Below are 18,909 nucleotides of genomic sequence, written 5' to 3'. Positions count from 1 at the left end.
ATTTATGAGTGAAATTCAATTTTCGAATCAGGAAATGTCACCTGGTTTAAAAAAAATCTTGAAGAACATCCGTTCTATCATAACGGTTATTGTTCTTTTGATTATTGCCTGGAGCGGATTTTTTCAGGTTGGACCCGAAGAAGCCGGCGTAATAGTTCGGTTTGGAAAATATACAAAAACTGTGATGCCCGGACTTAATTTTAAAATACCTTTTATTGAGCAGGTATACAAAGTTCCGGTGGAAAGACAGCAGAAACTGGAATTTGGTTTCAGAACAACTGAGGCCAATGTGCGTTCGCAATATACAAAAAGCGGAACCCGGGATGAGTCATTGATGCTTACCGGCGATCTTAATCTTGCTGATGTGGAATGGGTAGTACAATACCGCGTCAACGATCCTTATAAATATCTCTTTAAGGTTCGAAACCCCCAATCTACATTACGTGATATTTCTGAAAGTTCTGTCCGGCAGATCGTCGGAGACCGCACCGTGAATGAAGTTTTAACGGTTGGACGGACTGAAATCGCTTCCAGCGTACAGCAACTGATTCAGGAGTTATCCAATAGTTATGAACTTGGAGTTAAAATAGATCAGGTTGTGCTCCAGGATGTTAATCCTCCCGATCCGGTTAAGGCGGCATTTAATGCGGTTAATGAAGCACAACAGGAAAAGGAAACATTAATTAATCAGGCCAAATCGGAATATAATAAAGTGATTCCGAAGGCTAAGGGACAGGCCGAGGAGACTATTCAGAAAGCCGAAGGATATGCCGTCGAACGTGTTAACAATGCACAGGGACAAGTGGCCAGGTTTAATGAGTTGTATTCCGAATACATCAAAGCTCCTGACGTTACCCGTCGGCGTATTTATCTGGAAACCATGCAGGAAGTTTTACCTCGCCTGGGCAATAAAATTATTACCGATAAGGACGGCAATAATGTTTTGCCTCTGTTGCAGATGCAAATGGATAATGTGAAAACATTGAATACCTCAGCAGTTGCAGAAGGTGATAAATAATTACCTGTTTGCGGGTGAGGATTTGACCATCGATGCAAGACGGGAAAACTTATAAAATCGATTATGCAAATCGGCCGTCGGGCTGACATTCAAGCGATGAAACGAGCATGACAAAGATTGTCACAAAAGAACATGCATAAAACTCTATCATGCGAGTTCCATCCGCCCTTAATAAATAAATTTTTTATACGGATGAAATAACTAAATTTTATACGGATGAAACGACTCCCAGGTAACCGGGACGAGTTCCATAAGGCATTAAAAATTAAATTTTATACTAATGAAACGAAAAACAATAGCAATAGTCATTATAGCTTTTCTGGCATTTATCATTCTCCTCAGTAGTGTATATGTCGTCAACGAAACAGAGCAGGTGGTTGTTACACAATTTGGAAAACCTGTTGGTGAACCTGTAACAACACCTGGTTTGAACTTTAAGGTACCGTTTATTCAGACTGCCAATTTTTTTGAGAAGCGCTTTCTGGAATGGGACGGTGATCCCAATCAAATTCCCACGAAGGACAAAAAGTACATTTTTGTGGATACATACGCCCGCTGGCAGATAGTTGATCCGCTTCAGTTTTTTAAACGATTAAGAAATGAACTGGGGGCTCAATCGCGTTTGGACGATATACTGGATGGCGAAACCCGCGATTTTATCGCCAATAATAATTTAATTGAAGCGGTTAGGACAAGTAACAGAACACCTATGTCGAGCGGTATTATCGGGGAGTTAATTGGCGATAGTCTTGAGAATATAGAGGTCGGCAGGGAAAAAATACAGGCAATGATTTTGCAGGCTGCCAATGAGCAAACGCTTGACCTTGGACTAAAAGTATTGGACTTTAGGTTTAAACGTATTAATTACGTGGAAGATGTAAGAACCCAGGTGTATGAACGGATGAAAAGCGAACGTTACAGAATCGCAGATAAGTTTCGTTCCGAAGGCCAGGGAGAAGCTTCCAGAATCAATGGAGAAAAAGAACGGGAACTGAAAACAATACAATCACAGGCCTTCAGAGAAGCCGAAGAAATAATGGGACGGGCCGATGGAGAGGCTGCCGCTATTTATGCCAATGCCTATAACAAAACGTCTGCATCCCGTAGTTTGTACAAATTTATGAAGTCAATGGAAACCTTTGAAAAAACTTTTGATAATAATACACATGTTATTCTCTCGACAGACAGTGAATTGTATAACTATTTAAAAAATGCAGATTAAATGGTGTCTGTCCATAAAGTGCCATTTGCCGTGTTACGCTTGTTCGAAAATTACTCATTTACGAAACGAGCATGGCAAATTTTGCCATAATAAGAATATGTATAACACCATTTAACCACTAATCATCTAAAAAACAAAAAACAGGGAACAGATTCTTCGTCGTTACCTCCTCAGAATGACATAACAGTCTGTCATTCTGAGCGGAGCGAAGAATCTAATATCAATTGAAGTATGATAAGTTCCATTAAACCAATAACTTAGACTAATTTTATACTGATGAAAAGTAAACTCTGTTTTTGGCGGCTTTGCAATCCTTGCAACCGGCACTTTCTGAACAGATACATAATATGTTACAACTTTTCCGTTATAGACATGTACTAAATAAGATAATCGGCATTAAAAAATACCGGGTGATGAATAGATCAGGATAGTTTAAAAACAGACGAACTTGGTTTTAATTTCATCTGGTATTTGTCTATCTTTGTAACATTTTGAAATGAAAAGCACCAAATATTGTGAAAATTTTAAGTGACCGGATGGTGCGGATTTTATTTTCCTGATACAGGAAATAGAATTTTTCGGTGAGCCATTTTCCTGAAAATTGGCAGTAACGAAAATGAACCGGATAACTATAAAACTGGATATTTTTAACTGAGACAGACTATGCAAATCGAAGGAGTCCCCAAAGCGTTTTTGAGACAAGAGGCGCGTGATTACATCGACCTGTATGCTTCGTTGGGAGAAAGGGCTGAAGTTTTTTTGCCCAATTTTGTCTTTGACAACTTAAAGGCATTCGTTCGCCTTTGTTACGAAGAGCCCAATGATCCGTCACGCCAACAGGCCGAAATACAAAAATTCCTGCTCAAATTCCGGGAAGAGATACCCGCTTATGCTGATATTTCCCTGATGCTTTATCCCCATCAGGATTCCAAAGCCTTCATTTACAACTCTCTTAAACAGGAATTCAACCGACGTTTAGGCTATTTCGCCGATAATGATATTGTTGATAACCAACAAAAAGAATGGATTGAAAACATCCGAAATGTTCATGACTTTTCTGTTGGGACACCACCGGTAACAGAGCAGACTATAGATTTTCTTGCTAAGATTGTCATCGGTGATTCCCCTGTTGACCTGCGAAGATTTCGTGATGTTATAGGCGTTATTGGTGATATTGATGAAGCGCACTGGAACTATTTAATGGATACTCTTGAACAAATGGTTAATCAGAGTACCCATTATACAACAAAGGCCGAAAAAAATAATTTTCTTCACCGCACTGAATGGGCGGTGAACTTTAAAGGACTTAACGGCCTGATCCGCACAGTTGTTTCCGGTGACAGCGATACGGCTGTGGAATTACTTAAGGGTGAGGTCTTCGGAACCGATTGTGTTCGGGTGGTCGAAGATATTAAAGGCGAGGAACTTTATGAATTGATGCAGGAAGATACTTCCAGCGTTTTTGTTGTGAAGGTGAAACACATGCGCAAAAACATGTTTGCCGGTCATAAGTGGTTCCCTCTCATATCAAGAATTGTGGTGGTTGACGATTCTCCCGAATCGCATGCTTCCAATACATCTCTGGTCTTCAGTTTCCATAACGGAATTATCAATACTCTCAACAAAGTACACACCAAGAAGCTTGGAGCGCCTGCCAATACCCAACTCAACCTCCGGCTTATCCTGGAAAATGTTAATAGTAAAAATTTACAGGAATTTAAGGAACTTCTTGACCAGAAAATTGCCGATTATAATCAGGAACTTGAAGAAATTAAAAAAGAACAGTTGGGACAAACCAACGATCTTTTGAAAAATATTAATCTCTTTAAATTCGACGCTTTCTCGCGTCAAATTCTGAAAGACCGGTACTCTCTGGCACGTTTGCGTGACTTTATTCAGTTTATTCAGAATACAGCAACTCCTGAAAAACGGCAGAAGCAAAACGAAGCGCTGATTAATACTTTCGAAGAGAGGATACGAAGGTATTTTTATTCCGACACACCTGCCGTTCAGATTGCTACAATTCTCGAAGGTGGGGGAAGGAACCAGATACGCACGTATGGTGAGTATCTTTTGCAACGTAAAATTAAGCCACTGGATAATGAGGTACTTAATCGTTGCAAAACCATTATTAATTTTATTCCTGATAATTACAAGAGAACTTTACATAATCATTTCCATAAAAATTTCGGCGTCAATCTTTTCCTTGAAAAGTATCAGAAATATATAGCAAAGGTTGATAACGATTCTGACAATAAAGGCCGGTTCAGAAATGTACTGATCGATCTGGGTGTTTACAAGGACTTCGAGAAACTCGGAGAAAAGGAACAACAAATTATTAAGGACTTTATCAGCGATTTGAATAATCTGGACAAAACGTCTATTTCCGATGATGTTCAGATGATCATTCGCGATTTGTTGTTTTATAAAGACAGAAACCCCAAGCCTTATATCATCTATAATAAGGTGCTCGCCTGGGAATATACCGATCTTTTTGCTGATGATAAGTTTTACATCAATCCTTTCGACATTGAGATTGAAAATCTGGATGACCAAAGGATTGATTATGAGCGAATTCTGACCAAGTTATCGCGAATTAAAAATACCCTTCAGCTCTTTGATGCCAGCGGCAGTTTGTGGGACCGTTTCTGCGAAAATGTTACCATCATTATTAACGATCCTTCAAATCCCACCGGTTATAGCGACTTTAACAGAGAAAATCTCATTGAGTTTTTAAAATTTGTAAACAACAGTAAGATTACTCTGCTTCTTGACGAAGCTTACACCGACAGTGTAAAGGTAACCGATGAGATGATGCCCAAGTGGCGTTCCATTTCACGTTATATTTTCAATAATGAAAATGCATATTCAAAAATAAGGGCCGTCTCCTCATTGTCGACGACGAAAAACCTGGCTGGTTCGGGTGAACGTCTGGGTGCCCTGGTGGCTACTCCTGCAATGAAAGAGGTAATTGATTTTGCCCGGCAACGCAACCAGGCCGTTCGTGGAAACAGCTGTTCGCTGTATTTTCTGAATGCCGTATTGGAAACCGGATTAAGGTCCAAGGCCCTGAAAGATAAGCTGGAATCCAAATTGCCTAAAGATGCATCCCGAAGCCGGATTGTTAAGCATATTGAAGATTACATTATTGATCTGGTCTCGCAGGACGGAAAGACTAAAACAGCCACAGGCGATCCTGTTTTGTCAGGTTTTGAAGGGAGCCCGATGCATCTCTTCCTGCTCGACGAACTGGTCTCTCTGGCTAAACTTGATATCCTTGGTCTCCCCGACGATTTTAAATATAAGGATGTTCCGTTTTACATTTATTACCGGGGCGAACTTGTTAAGGGGTTGAACAGATTCAGGATTAATAAAAATTTCCGTACAGAATCGAACCTGCGTCTTAAAACTGCCACAAAAATTGCTGAAGAAGTCATCAGTGAACTTGATGTGGAGGATGTTTCTGTCATCAGGTCTGATGGTTCTTATCTTTTTAATTTGCTGTTCCGAAACTTCGGAAGTTTTAATGACCTTGAGGATTTTACGAAAAAAGTGGCGGGTGAAAGAGGTATATCCGTACTGCCCTATAAGACGGGTGTCGTAAGGTTTTCTCTTGGAGGTTATATCGAAGGAACACCCAAAAGCTACGAAATATTCCAAATGGAATTGCGTACTGCTTTTACCATCTTTCTTTCCTATTGGAAAAAACTCCGGTCGGCCAGGAAAGAAATGCCTGGAGCAGACGTTAATGAGCTAATGGATAAGATACTGAATGAGGGCGGAAATAGCGTTTTTCTCGATACGGTATTTGAGGATTACAGGCTGGTTCGTGACTTGAAGAAAAAAGTCAACCAGTCACTCCGCATCAATGAAAACAGATCGCTTTACCATGCTTCTCCCCAGGTGAGTGGCGTATCCATTACCACTATTGGTGATTCCCGCAATTCGGTTATCGAGTTTCAGGGCGATGTTGGTGATTGTCGCGATGTGGAAGAGTTTATACGAAGCAGGGCTTTTACCAAAATTTATGAAAACCTGCTGCCACAGATATATAAGAAGATTCCGCAATTGCGCAATCTCAACTTCAATATTGTGGCTTCCAGATATAGTAAGGCCACCATATTAAAGTATATCAACAATAAAAAGACATTTCATCCCAATCATTATGTGCTGGATGATCCGGAGGAAAAAAACATAATGCGCGAAATTCTTATCGAGATGGAACGTCTGCTGTTTTCCGATACGAAGATGAAGATACTGACTCTTCAGGCCAGCGGCGACTATTACATGGATGTTGCCAGACTTGAAGGGGTGAATATGGTATTGAAAAAGCACATTCAGGAGATATTGCTGCATTTTAACCTGCCGTTTGAGCAGCCTACCATTGAGCCAAGCAGGCGTGAAATTATCAGTACGGCCTGCGAGTTATTCGAGGAAGTGACCGGTTTGAAAGTAAAAGATATTGATCTTGAGCGGTATGTCAGTCATTTCATCGAAACCCTTCGTCAGGATGAAGCATTTTCTTCAATCGGTATATCCGATCGAAGTCTTGGATTTATTGCAGATGTAGTGAAGCGGCGTGTGTTCGGAAACGGACTATCTGTGAGTGATCAGGTACTTTATCTGTATCTTCTCAAAAATGACAACAGTTTCTTTAATCAGGTTACGTCGAAACTACGATATCTTCAGGAACGCATTGATAAAACCGATGATGCCGATCTGAAGATTTTTACCGAAAACATCCTGACGGATATACTGCCGCAGGAGGTTGACGATATAATGAATTATATCATCCGTAAGAAGGATATCAAAGTCGATGAAACCCGCCTTGGAGAGGTGACGCAGAAAGTGGTAGGATTCCTGGTGCTTTTGCAAAACCTGTCGAAAGGAACCGATTATTATCACAAATACACACATACACTGATTAAAGTGCTTGATACATATTTCAGGCGCCAGAACAGTGATGTGAACGAGATGATCCAGCACGGGATTACCCTCTACCGCAATTTTGATGTTAAGGATAAGACATTTAAAGACTTTGATAATGGACGTTTGCTTTGGATCAATGATATGATGACGAAGTGCGGCGTGATCTCGGTAGAACAGTCCGTTCAGCGGCATACCCGGATATCCACCGATGCGAAAAAGCGTGAATATCCTTTCCATAAGGTCGATCGTGGCGATGAAGAGCCTATGTACTTGCTCGACATGAACCGGAGCAAATCGAAGAACGACTACATTAAAGCACTTTCGACCAAACCCGATTCAAAATTTTTCGAACGTCGTCTGGCACGCTTTACCGCGAATATGGACCCCGATGACTACCGTTGTAAAGTCATGAAAAACGGGGTGGTGACACAGTTGATTATTTTCCAGAAAGGATATATCAAATATCTGACCGACTTTTTCCGATTGACGCAATACAAAGACATTTCATTGCAGGAAGCTCAGAACTTTGTGCCTGATGTGTTGCTGTTACTTGGTGCCCCGGAAAAGGTGATTTCTTTCCCGCAAGTCGGATACTTTGACATCAAAGGACCGAATGGTAATATCAAAACTCTTGTTACACCTCTGAGAAAAGAGGCTGACTATTTTGGTGATGTCAAAAAGCCGTGGCTCACCATGATGAATGAGAAGGTGAAAGAGATGGGAGGTATTCCCAAGCACGGTTCTCTTTTTGCAATTGAGCTGGAAGATGGTTCAATCTTTGTCGTTGAAGTAGACGGAGACAGCGGCGTCGGTAAGTCCGAGATGCTTGCCGGTCTTACGCTCAAGTGGTTACGTCAGAACCTGCCGGGTGTTCGGTCGATCAAAAATATTGCTGGCGACATGTTCCATGTTTTCCGGGACAAAGAGGGTAACTTGTATGGATTCGGAACTGAAGAAGGAGACTTTTCCAGAGTTACCGACTTCGATCCTGAATACATCAAATATTACAAATACCTTTTCGAAAGCAGTGCCGACAGCAATGTGGATGATTTGAATTCGAGAAGTACCATCAGCGGCCTTTGTGAGATTCAAATGCCCTATAAGATTGACATAATTCTGACAGCACACAACAACTCGAAAGAAGAGGCAGGTATTGTCAGGGTCAGTAATCCTGAAAACTTCCTTCTTTACATCGATTCGCATGGAGAACGAAAAGAAAAGGCTACCAGTCAGGACGGACCCCATTTTCAACGTACCTTGTCGAGATATACTGGCGATAAGAACATTGTAGAAGTTTTGTCGCAGCACGGCAACTACCTGGATGATGTTTTAGATTGGGAGCTTGATCCGCGTGATGGTAAGTATTACCTGGCCTCATCCTACAAAATGATGGATAAAATCGATATTGAGAAGGTGGTGAACCAGATTTTTGCGGGTAAGGAAATTCCTTATGAGAACGAGAAATGGAAGGTCACCGGCGTACATTTCGACCTGGTAAAGAACCGGTTTATTGCGCATGTCGAACTGGGCGACCAGAATGATGAGGTTGTCCTTTCAAGGAATATCTTCAGTGCTATTTTCGACTCTCTGGCCAGTACACCTGCCGGTCAGCCCTTTATCTCTCAGGAAGGTCAGATTGAAGGTCGTTACCACCTGATCGACGTGTTAAGTGGTGGTGCCGATGGTAAGGGAGAAGGTGCAAAGATTGAATGTGGTATTTTGTCGACAGAAATAGGCAAGAAGGGAAAAGAGATTACCGGACCACAGAAAGCAGCTGAATCGTTGACCAATCTGATTAAAGAGTTGCGGGCAGGAAGTGGTGAAATTAATCAGAAGAAAAACCATGTCAGGCGTATCGTCAGGGAGAAATATGCTCACATTTTCTCCAACGGGCAAACCAGCAATGAAATTTGGCGATACAACTTTTATCTGTATCAGCTCGACAAAATGATGAAGGCGGAATTTGTCCGGATTGATGATCCAACTGTCCCGGTAAATCTGAGTGGTGTGAATCTTTTCTGCCCCAAAGACAAAAAGGAAGAATTCAGTCCGTTATTGGTGACACCAAATCTGAATATCGAACTTAACAGCTTTGGTGAAACATGTAATGAACTGATGAGTCTTCCCAATTATCCAGATTTTGCACAGGAATTTCTTGAGGATGCAGGAAAACTTTATGTGGCAAAGGGATACAGCGATGAGACCATCATCAATAATATGATCACTCAGTTGTTGCTAATGGATGGTTACATCGAGTTCGATGACCTTTTAAAAGGCAGAATTACTGAGAAGGTTAACCGTGAGACTATTGCTGCTGCAAAGTATGCTGTTTTGCAGGAACTGGAACGCCGTAAAAAAGCCGGTGAACCAAAAGGTTCCGGCAATGTACAGTCCAAATCTCAGTCTTCAGCGGGCAAAGGCAAGCAACAAAACACTCCTTCAAAGGGAAATGCCTCAGGAAAAGGACAATCTGGAAAACAAAGCGATAAAGAAGAATAATTTACCGCTTTAAGATATGGGTCTCTTAGAAGCTGATATTATTATACAACAGTCCGTTAAGCTTTTACAATGCATTGCAAACCAATTGCTTGTGATTTAAGGTTGTATTTGTTAAAAGGCAGTTTATCGAGATTATATGAATCATCTTATATATAGAAATTTAACGGTCTATCGATTATAGGTGAAATATAAAAAACGGTCGTTCTTCTCTTAATGAAAAAGTACGACCGTTTTTTTATTTTGACTGAATTATTCTTGAGCCCGATATAAAAAGCATCTTTGTTGCCAAGCTCTGTGTTGTTTCAAATTTTTGCATCCTCATTAACAACGAGTTAACTCCGGTACAAAAATTTAAAACGCCTTGATTTTGACAAAAATATGCTTTTTATACCGCACTCATTCTTTCAAAGTAAATCTCTGAGGTCCGTTATTGGTTCTCCCTGTGATTACAATAGGTCCGTTCCCCGATTTCAGCTTCTTCTTTTTAGCTTCTCCGGGAATATAAAGAAATCCGTAATTCGATTCCAGGTCAAAAGTCAGTTCATTTAGCGAGTTTTTCAGTTCCATCTCTATTCGTCCCTTGGTGGTCTCGAAATATGTGTTTCCGGTAAGAAGTATTCCGGTACCAGTGAGCCTTCCGGCAATCGATTTTAAATCCATCGTGCCTTTCAGGTTTTCTATCCACACATCCCCGTCATCGTTAAGGGTTTGCAGATGCCCTTCAATGTTTTTCAATGTCAGCTCACCTGTAGATGTTCGCAGCATAAGTTTCCCGTCGATGTTTGCTATTTTTTGTGCTGCGGTGTTGGTTTGTGTTGTCAGTTCTCCCTTGATGTTATTTACTGAAATATCCCCTTTGTCTGAAATAGTAGTAACGTACCCGTCAATATTGGAGATATCAATATTTCCGCTTTTTGTATTAACGGATATATTGCCTTTGACATTCATGACAGAGACAGCTCCGGTAGAGGTTCTAAAATCATACTCACCCGAGATGTTTTCTGCAGATATTTTACCGTAAGAGGCATGTGCATTCACCGTGCAGTCCTTGAGATTTCCTGATTCTATGTATCCGGAAGAGGTTTTGACGGTAATATGCATTCCCTCAGGTATATTCACAACAATCCGACCCGATTTTGTGGAAATGTGTTCATCCGGGATGATAACGGAAAGTTGCAGCGTATTATTCACCAGTTCATCTTTCAGATCAAAACCATCTGCTTTTTGTGATGCTTCGATGATGGTTTCTACCTTTATTGAGTCTCCGTCTGAAGGCTTCAGCACCACTTTGCAGAAATCTCCCTCTATTTGAACCGATTCTGGTTTTTTAAATGATTTTGTGGATTTATAGACTTCCTGGATAGATGCTTCTGTAGAACCTAAACCCAGGAATACCGGAAGACAGATTAGCGTAAATAGTTTTTTCATAATTGCTTTATTTAATGAGTGGAATGATTGTTAGATTATAGACTGTTAGATTGTTAGGGTTGTTAGGTTTGGTGGATTGTTAGTGAAAAGTGTAACCTTTATCATCACAAAGTAAGTAAAAATGAAGTATTTTTGCATACTTATTGATGATTGCATTGATGAGTCTGCGTCAAAAAGAGACTTTTAGGATTTGGCACATTGATAAATTAAAACTATAAAGTGTCTGTCCATAAAGTACCATTTGCTGTGTTACGCTCGTCCGAAAATTACTCATTTACGATGAGTAAACTCCGTATTTTCGGACTTCGCAAGCCTTGCAACTGGCACTTTCTGAACAGACACACATATTGTGAAAATATTTTTGTGAGTTTATAGAAAGGAACTATAAAGATGTTAAAAAGAATACAAACCATTTTTCTTTTTGTTTTATTGATTTTTCCGGGAACACCATCTGGTGCAGTGACATCTCCTGGCGATTTTATTAATTCATGCGATGCGGTTCTTTCTTCGAAGGAGATAAACCCCGACTCTATGTTTTCGGATGCCTGGTTGATATGGGTGAAACAACCTGTCGATCATCACCATCCTGAGAAAGGATTTTTTAAACAACGGGTTTGGCTCTCCCATAAGTCGCAAACGGCACCGGTGGTTTTTGTTACGGAAGGGTATATGGCGCCTAACAACTACACTGCCGAATTGACAAAAATAGTTGAGGGCAATCAGATTATTGTTGAGCATCGTTATTTCGATAAATCAGTTCCCGATTCAGTTGGCTGGGAGTATCTGACCATTGAGCAGGCTGCAATGGATCATCACAGGATTGTAGAAATGTTTAAAGAATATTATAGCGGCAAATGGATAAGTACAGGGATTAGTAAAGGTGGACAAACAGCTATGATACACAGGGCACTTTTCCCGGACGATGTAGACATAACTGTTCCTTATGTTGCTCCTTTTAATCTTGAAAAAGAAGATCGCAGGCTTATTGAGTTTTTTGAAAATGTTGGAACGGAAGAGCAACGACGACGAATACGTGAGTTTCAGAAAGAGGTGCTGAAACGTCAGGATGAATTAATGCCATATTTTAAAAAACTGGCAAATAGAAAGGGATTTACTTACCGTATGGGTGACGAAAAAGCCTTTGAACTTGCGGTTCTTGAGTATCCTTTCAGTTTTTGGCAATGGGGTGTTCCGGTAGAAGAAATTCCCGAACCGGGCGCCTCTGCTGAAAAACTTTTTTGTCATTTGAGCAATGGAAGTGATTTTGGCTATTTTTCCGACCAGCAATGGGATCAAATAGGCCCGTTCTTTTATCAGGCATACAGAGAACTTGGCTATTATCCCTACCTGGCAACTCCCCTGAAACCCTGGCTGAATGAAATAAAGGAGGATACCGTTTCCAACCGGTTTATGGCACCCGGTGTTTCCAATCTCGTGTTTGAAGAGAAAACACCTTTACGCATCCTGGAAAAACTAAAAAATGCCGATCCCAAGATGATTGTAATTACTGGTGAAAATGATCCGTGGAGTGCAACAGCTTTGAATACTAAAGGTTTTACCAATGTAATAAAGATAGAAAAACCCGGAGGATCGCACCGTACCAGAATTAACAACCTTCCGGATTCTCTGAGGCAGGTTGTGATTAATCAGTTGGACGATTGGTTGAGGAATTGAAACATAAAGCCGGCATAAAAAAAGACGGCCCAACGTTTTGGGTCGTCTTTTTCTTTTTGAACATGGGTTACTTGGGTCAGGCTGTGCTTCTTGGGTTAAAAAGCACAAGCACTTTCTGACACACACAAATTTAAAGAAATATCCGGCTGTTGTCAGCTATTAATGCCTGATTTGTTGATATCTTTTATGAATGACCTTTTTTTTTGTGACAAATGGTGTTGAGAGGCATGTAAAAGGAATATATTTATTGTTTGGATTAATTCTGCAAGTCATACCTGATTTTTAGCCTGCATTATTCATAAATTTTCGTCATGAGATGTTCAAGTATCCAAAAACACAAGAAACCGCAGAAAAATTTGATGCAGTGAATAGTGAATTATTTTCAAATCAAATTTTTCGAGAATGCTTTTGTTTTGCCGATAATTAGTGTCCGTCCATAAAGTACCATTTGCTGTGTTACGCTCGCCGCCAAAATCCTCATTTACGATTAGTAAACTCCGGTTTTGGCGGCTTCGCAAGCCTTGCAACTGGTACTTTCTGAACAGACACACATATTGTAAAAATTTTTGCGAGTTTATAGACACGCACTAATTAGGCATCGTAATAGATAATTTTATGAATAATGCAGGTTAGCAAATTTTACTTTAGGTTTTTGGAATTACACCACAAAAAGGATTAAATTTGACATGAAACTTTAAACAATTAGTTATGGCAAGTATCAGAGACCTTAAAAAAGACATAAATTACCTTGCTTCCGAGATTGTTACCGAAGCTTATGTGCGAAAAATGCTTTTCGATGAAATAAAGGACGACGATTTTAAGAAAGTGGTTACCGATGCAATTGATTTCCGTAATTCGTTGATAGAGAAAATAAACCATCCCGATGGGAAAAATGATCCCAAAAAAGTGAAGAAATATTTTCAGGGCATACGAAAAGAAATGCATCAGAAGTTCTCTGAGTTAGTTGACGCAGTCAACCAATTGAAATAGCGTAGTCATTGCATCAACAAAAAGAGGAGCCTCCCCGGGGGGCTCCTTTTTTGTTATATGTAATTTGGGATTTTATTAATGAGTCTGCTTCTGAAATATCTGTTTTTGTCAAAATCAAGGCGTTTAAATTTTTGCACCAGAGTTAACTTCGTGTTAACGAGGAGTCATTCTTGTAAATTTTGTTTATTAAGGTCGAATGGAACTTGTATACAAGAACTTATACATGTTCTTATAGTGGCAAACTTTGTCATGCTCGTTTCAAAAATTTAAAACAATAATGAGTTTGGCAATAAAAACGCTTTTTAGACCAGGCTCATCTATTAATATAGAATACAATTACAACATATCCAGAGCATTCCTTTCAGCAATTAAAAATAGTCTCTTTTTTATGGAATAAAATGTATCAAAAACCCCATTATTGCGTACAACCAATTAGAAATGTTCAAACAAAAATAAAATCTGTTTTATGAAAAAAATACTTACAAAACATTTTCAGTACACCGGACTGGATGATTACGATATGTCTCTGGATGATCAGATTAATAAATTTCTTGAAGAAGAAAAGGTAGGGCCGGAGAGTATTGTAGCGCTGGAGTATGCAGCTCATTCCAGCCAGGGAATTAATACATACTCTGCATTGTTAATGTACAGTACTGAATAGTTGGGTTATTAACGGTTCAGAAACAAAAAAATAAAGGGAGGGACGTGAGATGTTCTTCCCTTTTTTGTAATTTTATATTACCTGATTACCGCACAGGTTTGAAATTTTTATACAATTCCTTGCGGATTATGGGTATTAGTCGAATAAATCGAGTCATATTATCTGTTTTTTTAACTCATTTGCCATGGGATTGTTTGACTGGTTTAAAAAGCACAATGAAAAGCCGGAGGAGGAAAAGGAAGAGAAGAGTTCCGAGGTTGAAGAAGACATAATACCGGCATCAAATGAAAATAAGTACAATCACGAGATTGGGATTGCTCTCAGTGGTGGGAGTGCCAGAGGATTTGCTCATATTGGTGTGCTGAAAGCCCTTGATGAAAACGGAATGTCTCCTGATATTATATCAGGAACAAGCATGGGGGCTCTGGTTGGTGTTTTATATGCCGCAGGGCATAGTCCCGATCACATTCTTCAGTTGGTTAAGAAGGACAAAATTTATAATATGGTTTCTTTGCGGTTTGGTCAAAACGGCTTTTTTGAGTTGGATGCTGTACGCCGGATACTGAAAGAAGAGATTCCTCAGGATGATTTTTCTGCTCTTAAAAAACCTTTTTATTTGTCCGTTGCCAATATAAGCGACGGACAGAATGAAGTGAAAGGTGAAAGTGGTCCTCTCTACGATTATGTGATTGCTTCCTGCTCGGTTCCTGTTATGCTTGTACCACAAGTAATTGATGGAAAAACTTACATTGACGGAGGTTTGTTTGATAACTTGCCTGCCGGGGCCATTAAAGATAAATGCCAGACTTTGATAGGCGTTCATGTTAATTATAACGGGCCAATGGAAAAACTTGACGGGATGCGTGACATTGCACAAAGAACTTTTAGTCTTGGTATCGAGCAAAATGTTGTCGAAAGCCGCAAAATGTGTGATTTTATGATCGAGCCTGAAGAAATGAAAAAATTTACTTTCCTCGATTTCGATAAAGCGGATGAACTCTTCGAAGTTGGCTATAATGCAGCCCTTAAACTGATAAAGGAAGAGCTTGCACCTGTTTTGCGAAAAGACAAGATTGAAGAGGAAGAAGCCGGCATATAGCTATTCTGCGTCCAACCAGGCACCAAAAAGTTTTTCCGCATCAGGGCTAACCATTGGGAGGAAGCCTTTTCTGAGTATGCCTTTTTCAAAAACAGGCGGATTTGCCTGGGTTTTCTTTTTGCAAAATGATTGCCATTTTTCTTGTTTAAAAAGTCCGGTTTTCCATGCGCCACGTGCCTCAGGGTGAATTCTTTTTTTTAAGCGGATGTTGGCAAGCCCCATATTGTACCGTAGATTAATTTCCAGGCATGGCTGGAGCTTCATTTCTTTTTGCTTATTTATGAAAAAGATACCGTCCACGCCTGCCGGACCTTTGTAGTTTTTATTTATTTCTGTTCTGATCAGGCCTTCTCTTACAATTTCTGCTCCCTGTTTTAATGCCGCCGATATTTGTGCCTGGTCTTTGAAATATGACGATGAGTTTTCAGGCGGGCCAATGGCACACCCTGCAAATTGACCGGATGGGTCTGTATAGAAATAGTTGTGCCCGACATACTCAATTTCATCATCTATCATGAACTGGAATGAAACATCCTGTATTTTAGGCAGCATCTGTTCTATGAACAATTTTCCCTGACGTTTCAGCATTCCTTTGATCCAGTCTGATTCTGCCGGATTGTCTTTTTCATCACGAATTTTGAATAACCCTCGTCCCGAAGCACTCCATTGTGTTTTGATCAGAGCCGGCGGTTCTGTTTTTTGAAATTCTTCCGATAGTTTGGCTGTGCTGCTTACTTCAACAGGTAAATATGGAATCTCAACCTGGGAATATTTGTCAGGATAATTTCTTCTGATCAATTCGATTTCTTTTAATAAAGCGTACCCGGTTTCACGACTCAATAACTGAGCCGAATTTGCATTCCACCTGGCTAAAGGATGAGTATGCCACGTTGGGGCAGCCAAATGGTAGAAACGTTTAAATTTGATATAAACTGCCGGACTCCATCCCCAGGGAGAAAATATCAACCTTACTTTTTCAGGTATTTCTTCGGGAGCGGTGACAATGGATGGTATCTTCCATCCATAATCGGATAGATGTTTCAGTGAATTTCCTTCCTTATGAGTGACAAGAATATAATCATCTTCGTCTGAAAGAATCCAGGGCAATGATGCCAGATCACTCTCAAAGCGGCGCAGGTTTGCCGGAGGCATGTAGGATACCTGTCCATTGGCTATGGCGAGTTCATTTGTAGGATTAAACAGAAATAATCTGGAAATCATCTTTTGGTTACTGTTTCAGAATTGTAAACCTGATAACATAAGTCTGCTTCTAAAATAGTCATTAAGAGTGGACTTATACTATTGATTTTATTACAAAGTCGTCGTACTTTGAGCGAAATCTTTGGATGACGGCAAAGATAAGTGAATATGGAAATTCTTTCTAATCTCAAAATTTTAATTGTATGAAGATTAACTATTTTTTTCTGGCCGTTTTGTTGATTCTGTTTTTTGGATGCTCTCCAGGTTCTGATGATGAGAATCCCGAAAACGAAGATTTGACAGAAGATATCAGCGGTGATGCAAATTCTGACGATAATGATGACGACAGTTCATCCGATGATAGTAATGATGACGACACCGGTGATGACAGTGATGATGATTCATCTTCAGACGATGACAATTCTTCGGAGGGAACTGTATTTATTGCCGGACACGACGTTGCCAATGAAACGGTAATGCGGAATATTCCTGAAGAATACATCAACAAAGCCAGAGAGGAGTTTCATGTTGCATATCAGCACACATCTCATGGAACACATGTTTCCAGAGGTGTTTTTGGTTTAATTGACTATAAAGATGGCGATGATGTGCTTTTCGGCGTTTCGCGAAATGAACGGACAAACGGAAAACTGACCTTTTACGATTATGCGCTTGAAGATTATGCTGCTGACGGTGAGAAAGCTACCGATTTAAGTGCAAATGAAACAGCCTTTATACAAGCTACCCGAAATTTTTTAGACGATTCCGATAATGCACATGTAAATGTGATTATGTGGTCGTGGTGTAATATCGCCAATCACGATGTTGAAGGAAACTATCTGCCGGGCATGACACAATTGATATCCGAATATGGTGAAGGTGGTTCCAAAATTGGAAGTGGTGATGGCAAGCGTGAAGTTCCTGTGCATTTTATTTTTATGACAGGTCATGCCAACAAAAACAATAATGTAGGCGAAGGTAAACCTAAAAACCAGGCTGAGTTGATTAATGATTATTGTTTGGAAAATAAGCAGTTCTGTCTGGATTACTACAGCATAGATACACATGATATGGATGGAAATTACTGGGAAGATGCCGGTGACGATGGTAATTCCGACAGCTATGGAGGTAATTTCTACGCCGACTGGCAGAATTCACACCAGTTAGGGGTGCATTACTGGGAAAACAGAATGTCGCCTGGTGGTGATGTTGCTTTCGGTTCACATAACAGCCAGCATATTACATCCAATCGCAAAGCCATGGCGTTCTGGTGGATATTAGCCCGTCTTGCCGGATGGGATGGCGAAACCGAATTATAATTTGTACTACCCTTTCAATAGATTGTAGGATTTATAGATTGTTAGATATGAGATGATTTGTATGGATTTGATATACTGCATTTTAATAAAGAAAAAACTTTTGATAATAAAAAAAAGGTTAGCACAACTATGTATGCTAACCTTTTTTTTTCTGTCGGGATGGCGAGATTCGAACTCGCGACCCCACGCCCCCCAGACGTGAGAGAAGGCACAATATGCCAATAATAAACAAGCAGTTGAGAAATAACCTTAATAGAGTTGCATGAAAATTGCATGAAAAAATTAATTTTTTGGTGAATAAAAGCTTCCTTTTCCCGTCAAAAGCCAATAAGCAGAAACGTTAAAATCCACAACTAAATAGGTCAACCAAGCTGTCTGAAAAATACCCCGTGAATAATCTTTTTCGAGCAAGTATAAATTTCGGCGATTAATACCATACTTCCGGGTGAAAGTCTGTTTGCCCCGAATGGCTTTGTCGTCTTTGAGTTGTTCGAGAGCTTTGAAGAATCTAATGATTACTTTCTGACTGTCTTTGTTTTGCATGGTCGTAACGGATTAAAGATTTCGACATTGATTTTTTAAACCGGGCGTCGAGGCTCCATTGCTTTAAAATTAATTTCTGTTCCCACCTCAAGACGTCGAAATAATCAAGTCTTACAGGTTGACCGAGTGAGAGAGCGCGATACACACTTTCGCGCTCTTCATCGGTCATTACGGACAAATAGTCTTGCCACAGTACACACATACACACATTATTTATTTTACACTTAGAGCCAAAAGGACACGATAAATTCCATTGATATCTGCCCTATTGACCTCAAAAGGTGGATAAGCTGGATTTATTGATTCACAAACAATTTTATCAGGATC

The 18,909-nt window shown here is 40.0% G+C and carries 12 protein-coding genes; 8 read left to right on the top strand and 4 right to left on the bottom strand.

From position 1 onward, the window contains the following. The first annotated feature begins 4 nt into the window (after positions 1-4). The 3 genes from hflK (at position 5) to ATH1_RS0100755 (ending at position 9,668) form a co-directional block, all read left to right on the top strand. Complete coding sequence (gene hflK, locus ATH1_RS0100765) at positions 5-1,018, top strand: FtsH protease activity modulator HflK (RefSeq protein ID WP_010416214.1); 1,014 nt, start codon at positions 5-7, stop codon at positions 1,016-1,018. A gap of 280 nt (positions 1,019-1,298) precedes the next feature. Beyond that, positions 1,299-2,240: a protease modulator HflC gene (hflC, locus tag ATH1_RS0100760; RefSeq protein ID WP_010416211.1), complete on the top strand. Its 942-nt coding sequence runs from the start codon at positions 1,299-1,301 to the stop codon at positions 2,238-2,240. Positions 2,241-2,903: 663 nt separating this feature from the next. Further along, positions 2,904-9,668 carry an aminotransferase class I/II-fold pyridoxal phosphate-dependent enzyme gene (locus tag ATH1_RS0100755; RefSeq protein WP_010416210.1) on the top strand — a complete coding sequence of 2,255 codons (6,765 nt, stop codon included), beginning with the start codon at positions 2,904-2,906 and terminating at the stop codon, positions 9,666-9,668. Between the two features lie 396 nt (positions 9,669-10,064). Here the strand turns inward: ATH1_RS0100755 and ATH1_RS0100750 are convergent, their stop codons facing one another. Continuing rightward, a complete protein-coding gene (locus ATH1_RS0100750) occupies positions 10,065-11,096 on the bottom strand; it encodes a DUF4097 family beta strand repeat-containing protein (protein ID WP_010416206.1) in 1,032 nt (343 codons plus the stop codon). A gap of 390 nt (positions 11,097-11,486) precedes the next feature. On the opposite strand from ATH1_RS0100750, the gene ATH1_RS0100745 reads away from it, so the two are divergent. The 4 genes from ATH1_RS0100745 to ATH1_RS0100725 all read left to right on the top strand — a co-directional run bounded on the left by ATH1_RS0100745 (position 11,487) and on the right by ATH1_RS0100725 (position 15,520). Then, positions 11,487-12,770: a S28 family serine protease gene (locus tag ATH1_RS0100745; protein WP_010416202.1), complete on the top strand. Its 1,284-nt coding sequence runs from the start codon at positions 11,487-11,489 to the stop codon at positions 12,768-12,770. Positions 12,771-13,478: 708 nt separating this feature from the next. Then, on the top strand, positions 13,479-13,760 hold the full coding sequence (locus tag ATH1_RS0100735) for a hypothetical protein (RefSeq protein WP_010416197.1): 282 nt from the start codon (positions 13,479-13,481) through the stop codon (positions 13,758-13,760). Between the two features lie 466 nt (positions 13,761-14,226). After that, a complete protein-coding gene (locus ATH1_RS0100730; RefSeq protein WP_010416195.1) occupies positions 14,227-14,421 on the top strand; it encodes a hypothetical protein in 195 nt (64 codons plus the stop codon). 184 nt (positions 14,422-14,605) lie between these two features. Then, on the top strand, positions 14,606-15,520 hold the full coding sequence (locus ATH1_RS0100725) for a patatin-like phospholipase family protein (RefSeq protein WP_010416192.1): 915 nt from the start codon (positions 14,606-14,608) through the stop codon (positions 15,518-15,520). Here the strand turns inward: ATH1_RS0100725 and ATH1_RS0100720 are convergent, their stop codons facing one another. Continuing rightward, positions 15,521-16,741, bottom strand: coding sequence for a hypothetical protein (locus ATH1_RS0100720; protein WP_010416190.1), 1,221 nt, complete (start codon positions 16,739-16,741; stop codon positions 15,521-15,523). 182 nt (positions 16,742-16,923) lie between these two features. On the opposite strand from ATH1_RS0100720, the gene ATH1_RS0100715 reads away from it, so the two are divergent. After that, entirely contained in the window at positions 16,924-18,039 is a 1,116-nt protein-coding gene (locus tag ATH1_RS0100715) for a hypothetical protein (RefSeq protein WP_010416188.1), read from the top strand. Between the two features lie 282 nt (positions 18,040-18,321). Here the strand turns inward: ATH1_RS0100715 and ATH1_RS0100710 are convergent, their stop codons facing one another. Both ATH1_RS0100710 and ATH1_RS20985 read right to left on the bottom strand, forming a co-directional pair. Continuing rightward, the gene (locus tag ATH1_RS0100710; protein ID WP_010416185.1) at positions 18,322-18,582 is read right to left on the bottom strand and encodes a hypothetical protein; all 261 of its coding nucleotides are present in this window, start codon (positions 18,580-18,582) and stop codon (positions 18,322-18,324) included. Then, the gene (locus ATH1_RS20985; protein ID WP_139035162.1) at positions 18,548-18,784 is read right to left on the bottom strand and encodes a hypothetical protein; all 237 of its coding nucleotides are present in this window, start codon (positions 18,782-18,784) and stop codon (positions 18,548-18,550) included. Before ATH1_RS20985 ends, ATH1_RS0100710 begins: the two co-directional genes overlap by 35 nt. Between the last annotated feature and the right edge of the window lie 125 nt (positions 18,785-18,909).

Source organism: Anaerophaga thermohalophila DSM 12881, assembly GCF_000191885.1.
GTDB lineage: Bacteria > Bacteroidota > Bacteroidia > Bacteroidales > Marinilabiliaceae > Anaerophaga > Anaerophaga thermohalophila.
Note: the sequence above shows the minus strand (reverse complement) of the source record. Positions and strands in the feature narration are given on the sequence as shown.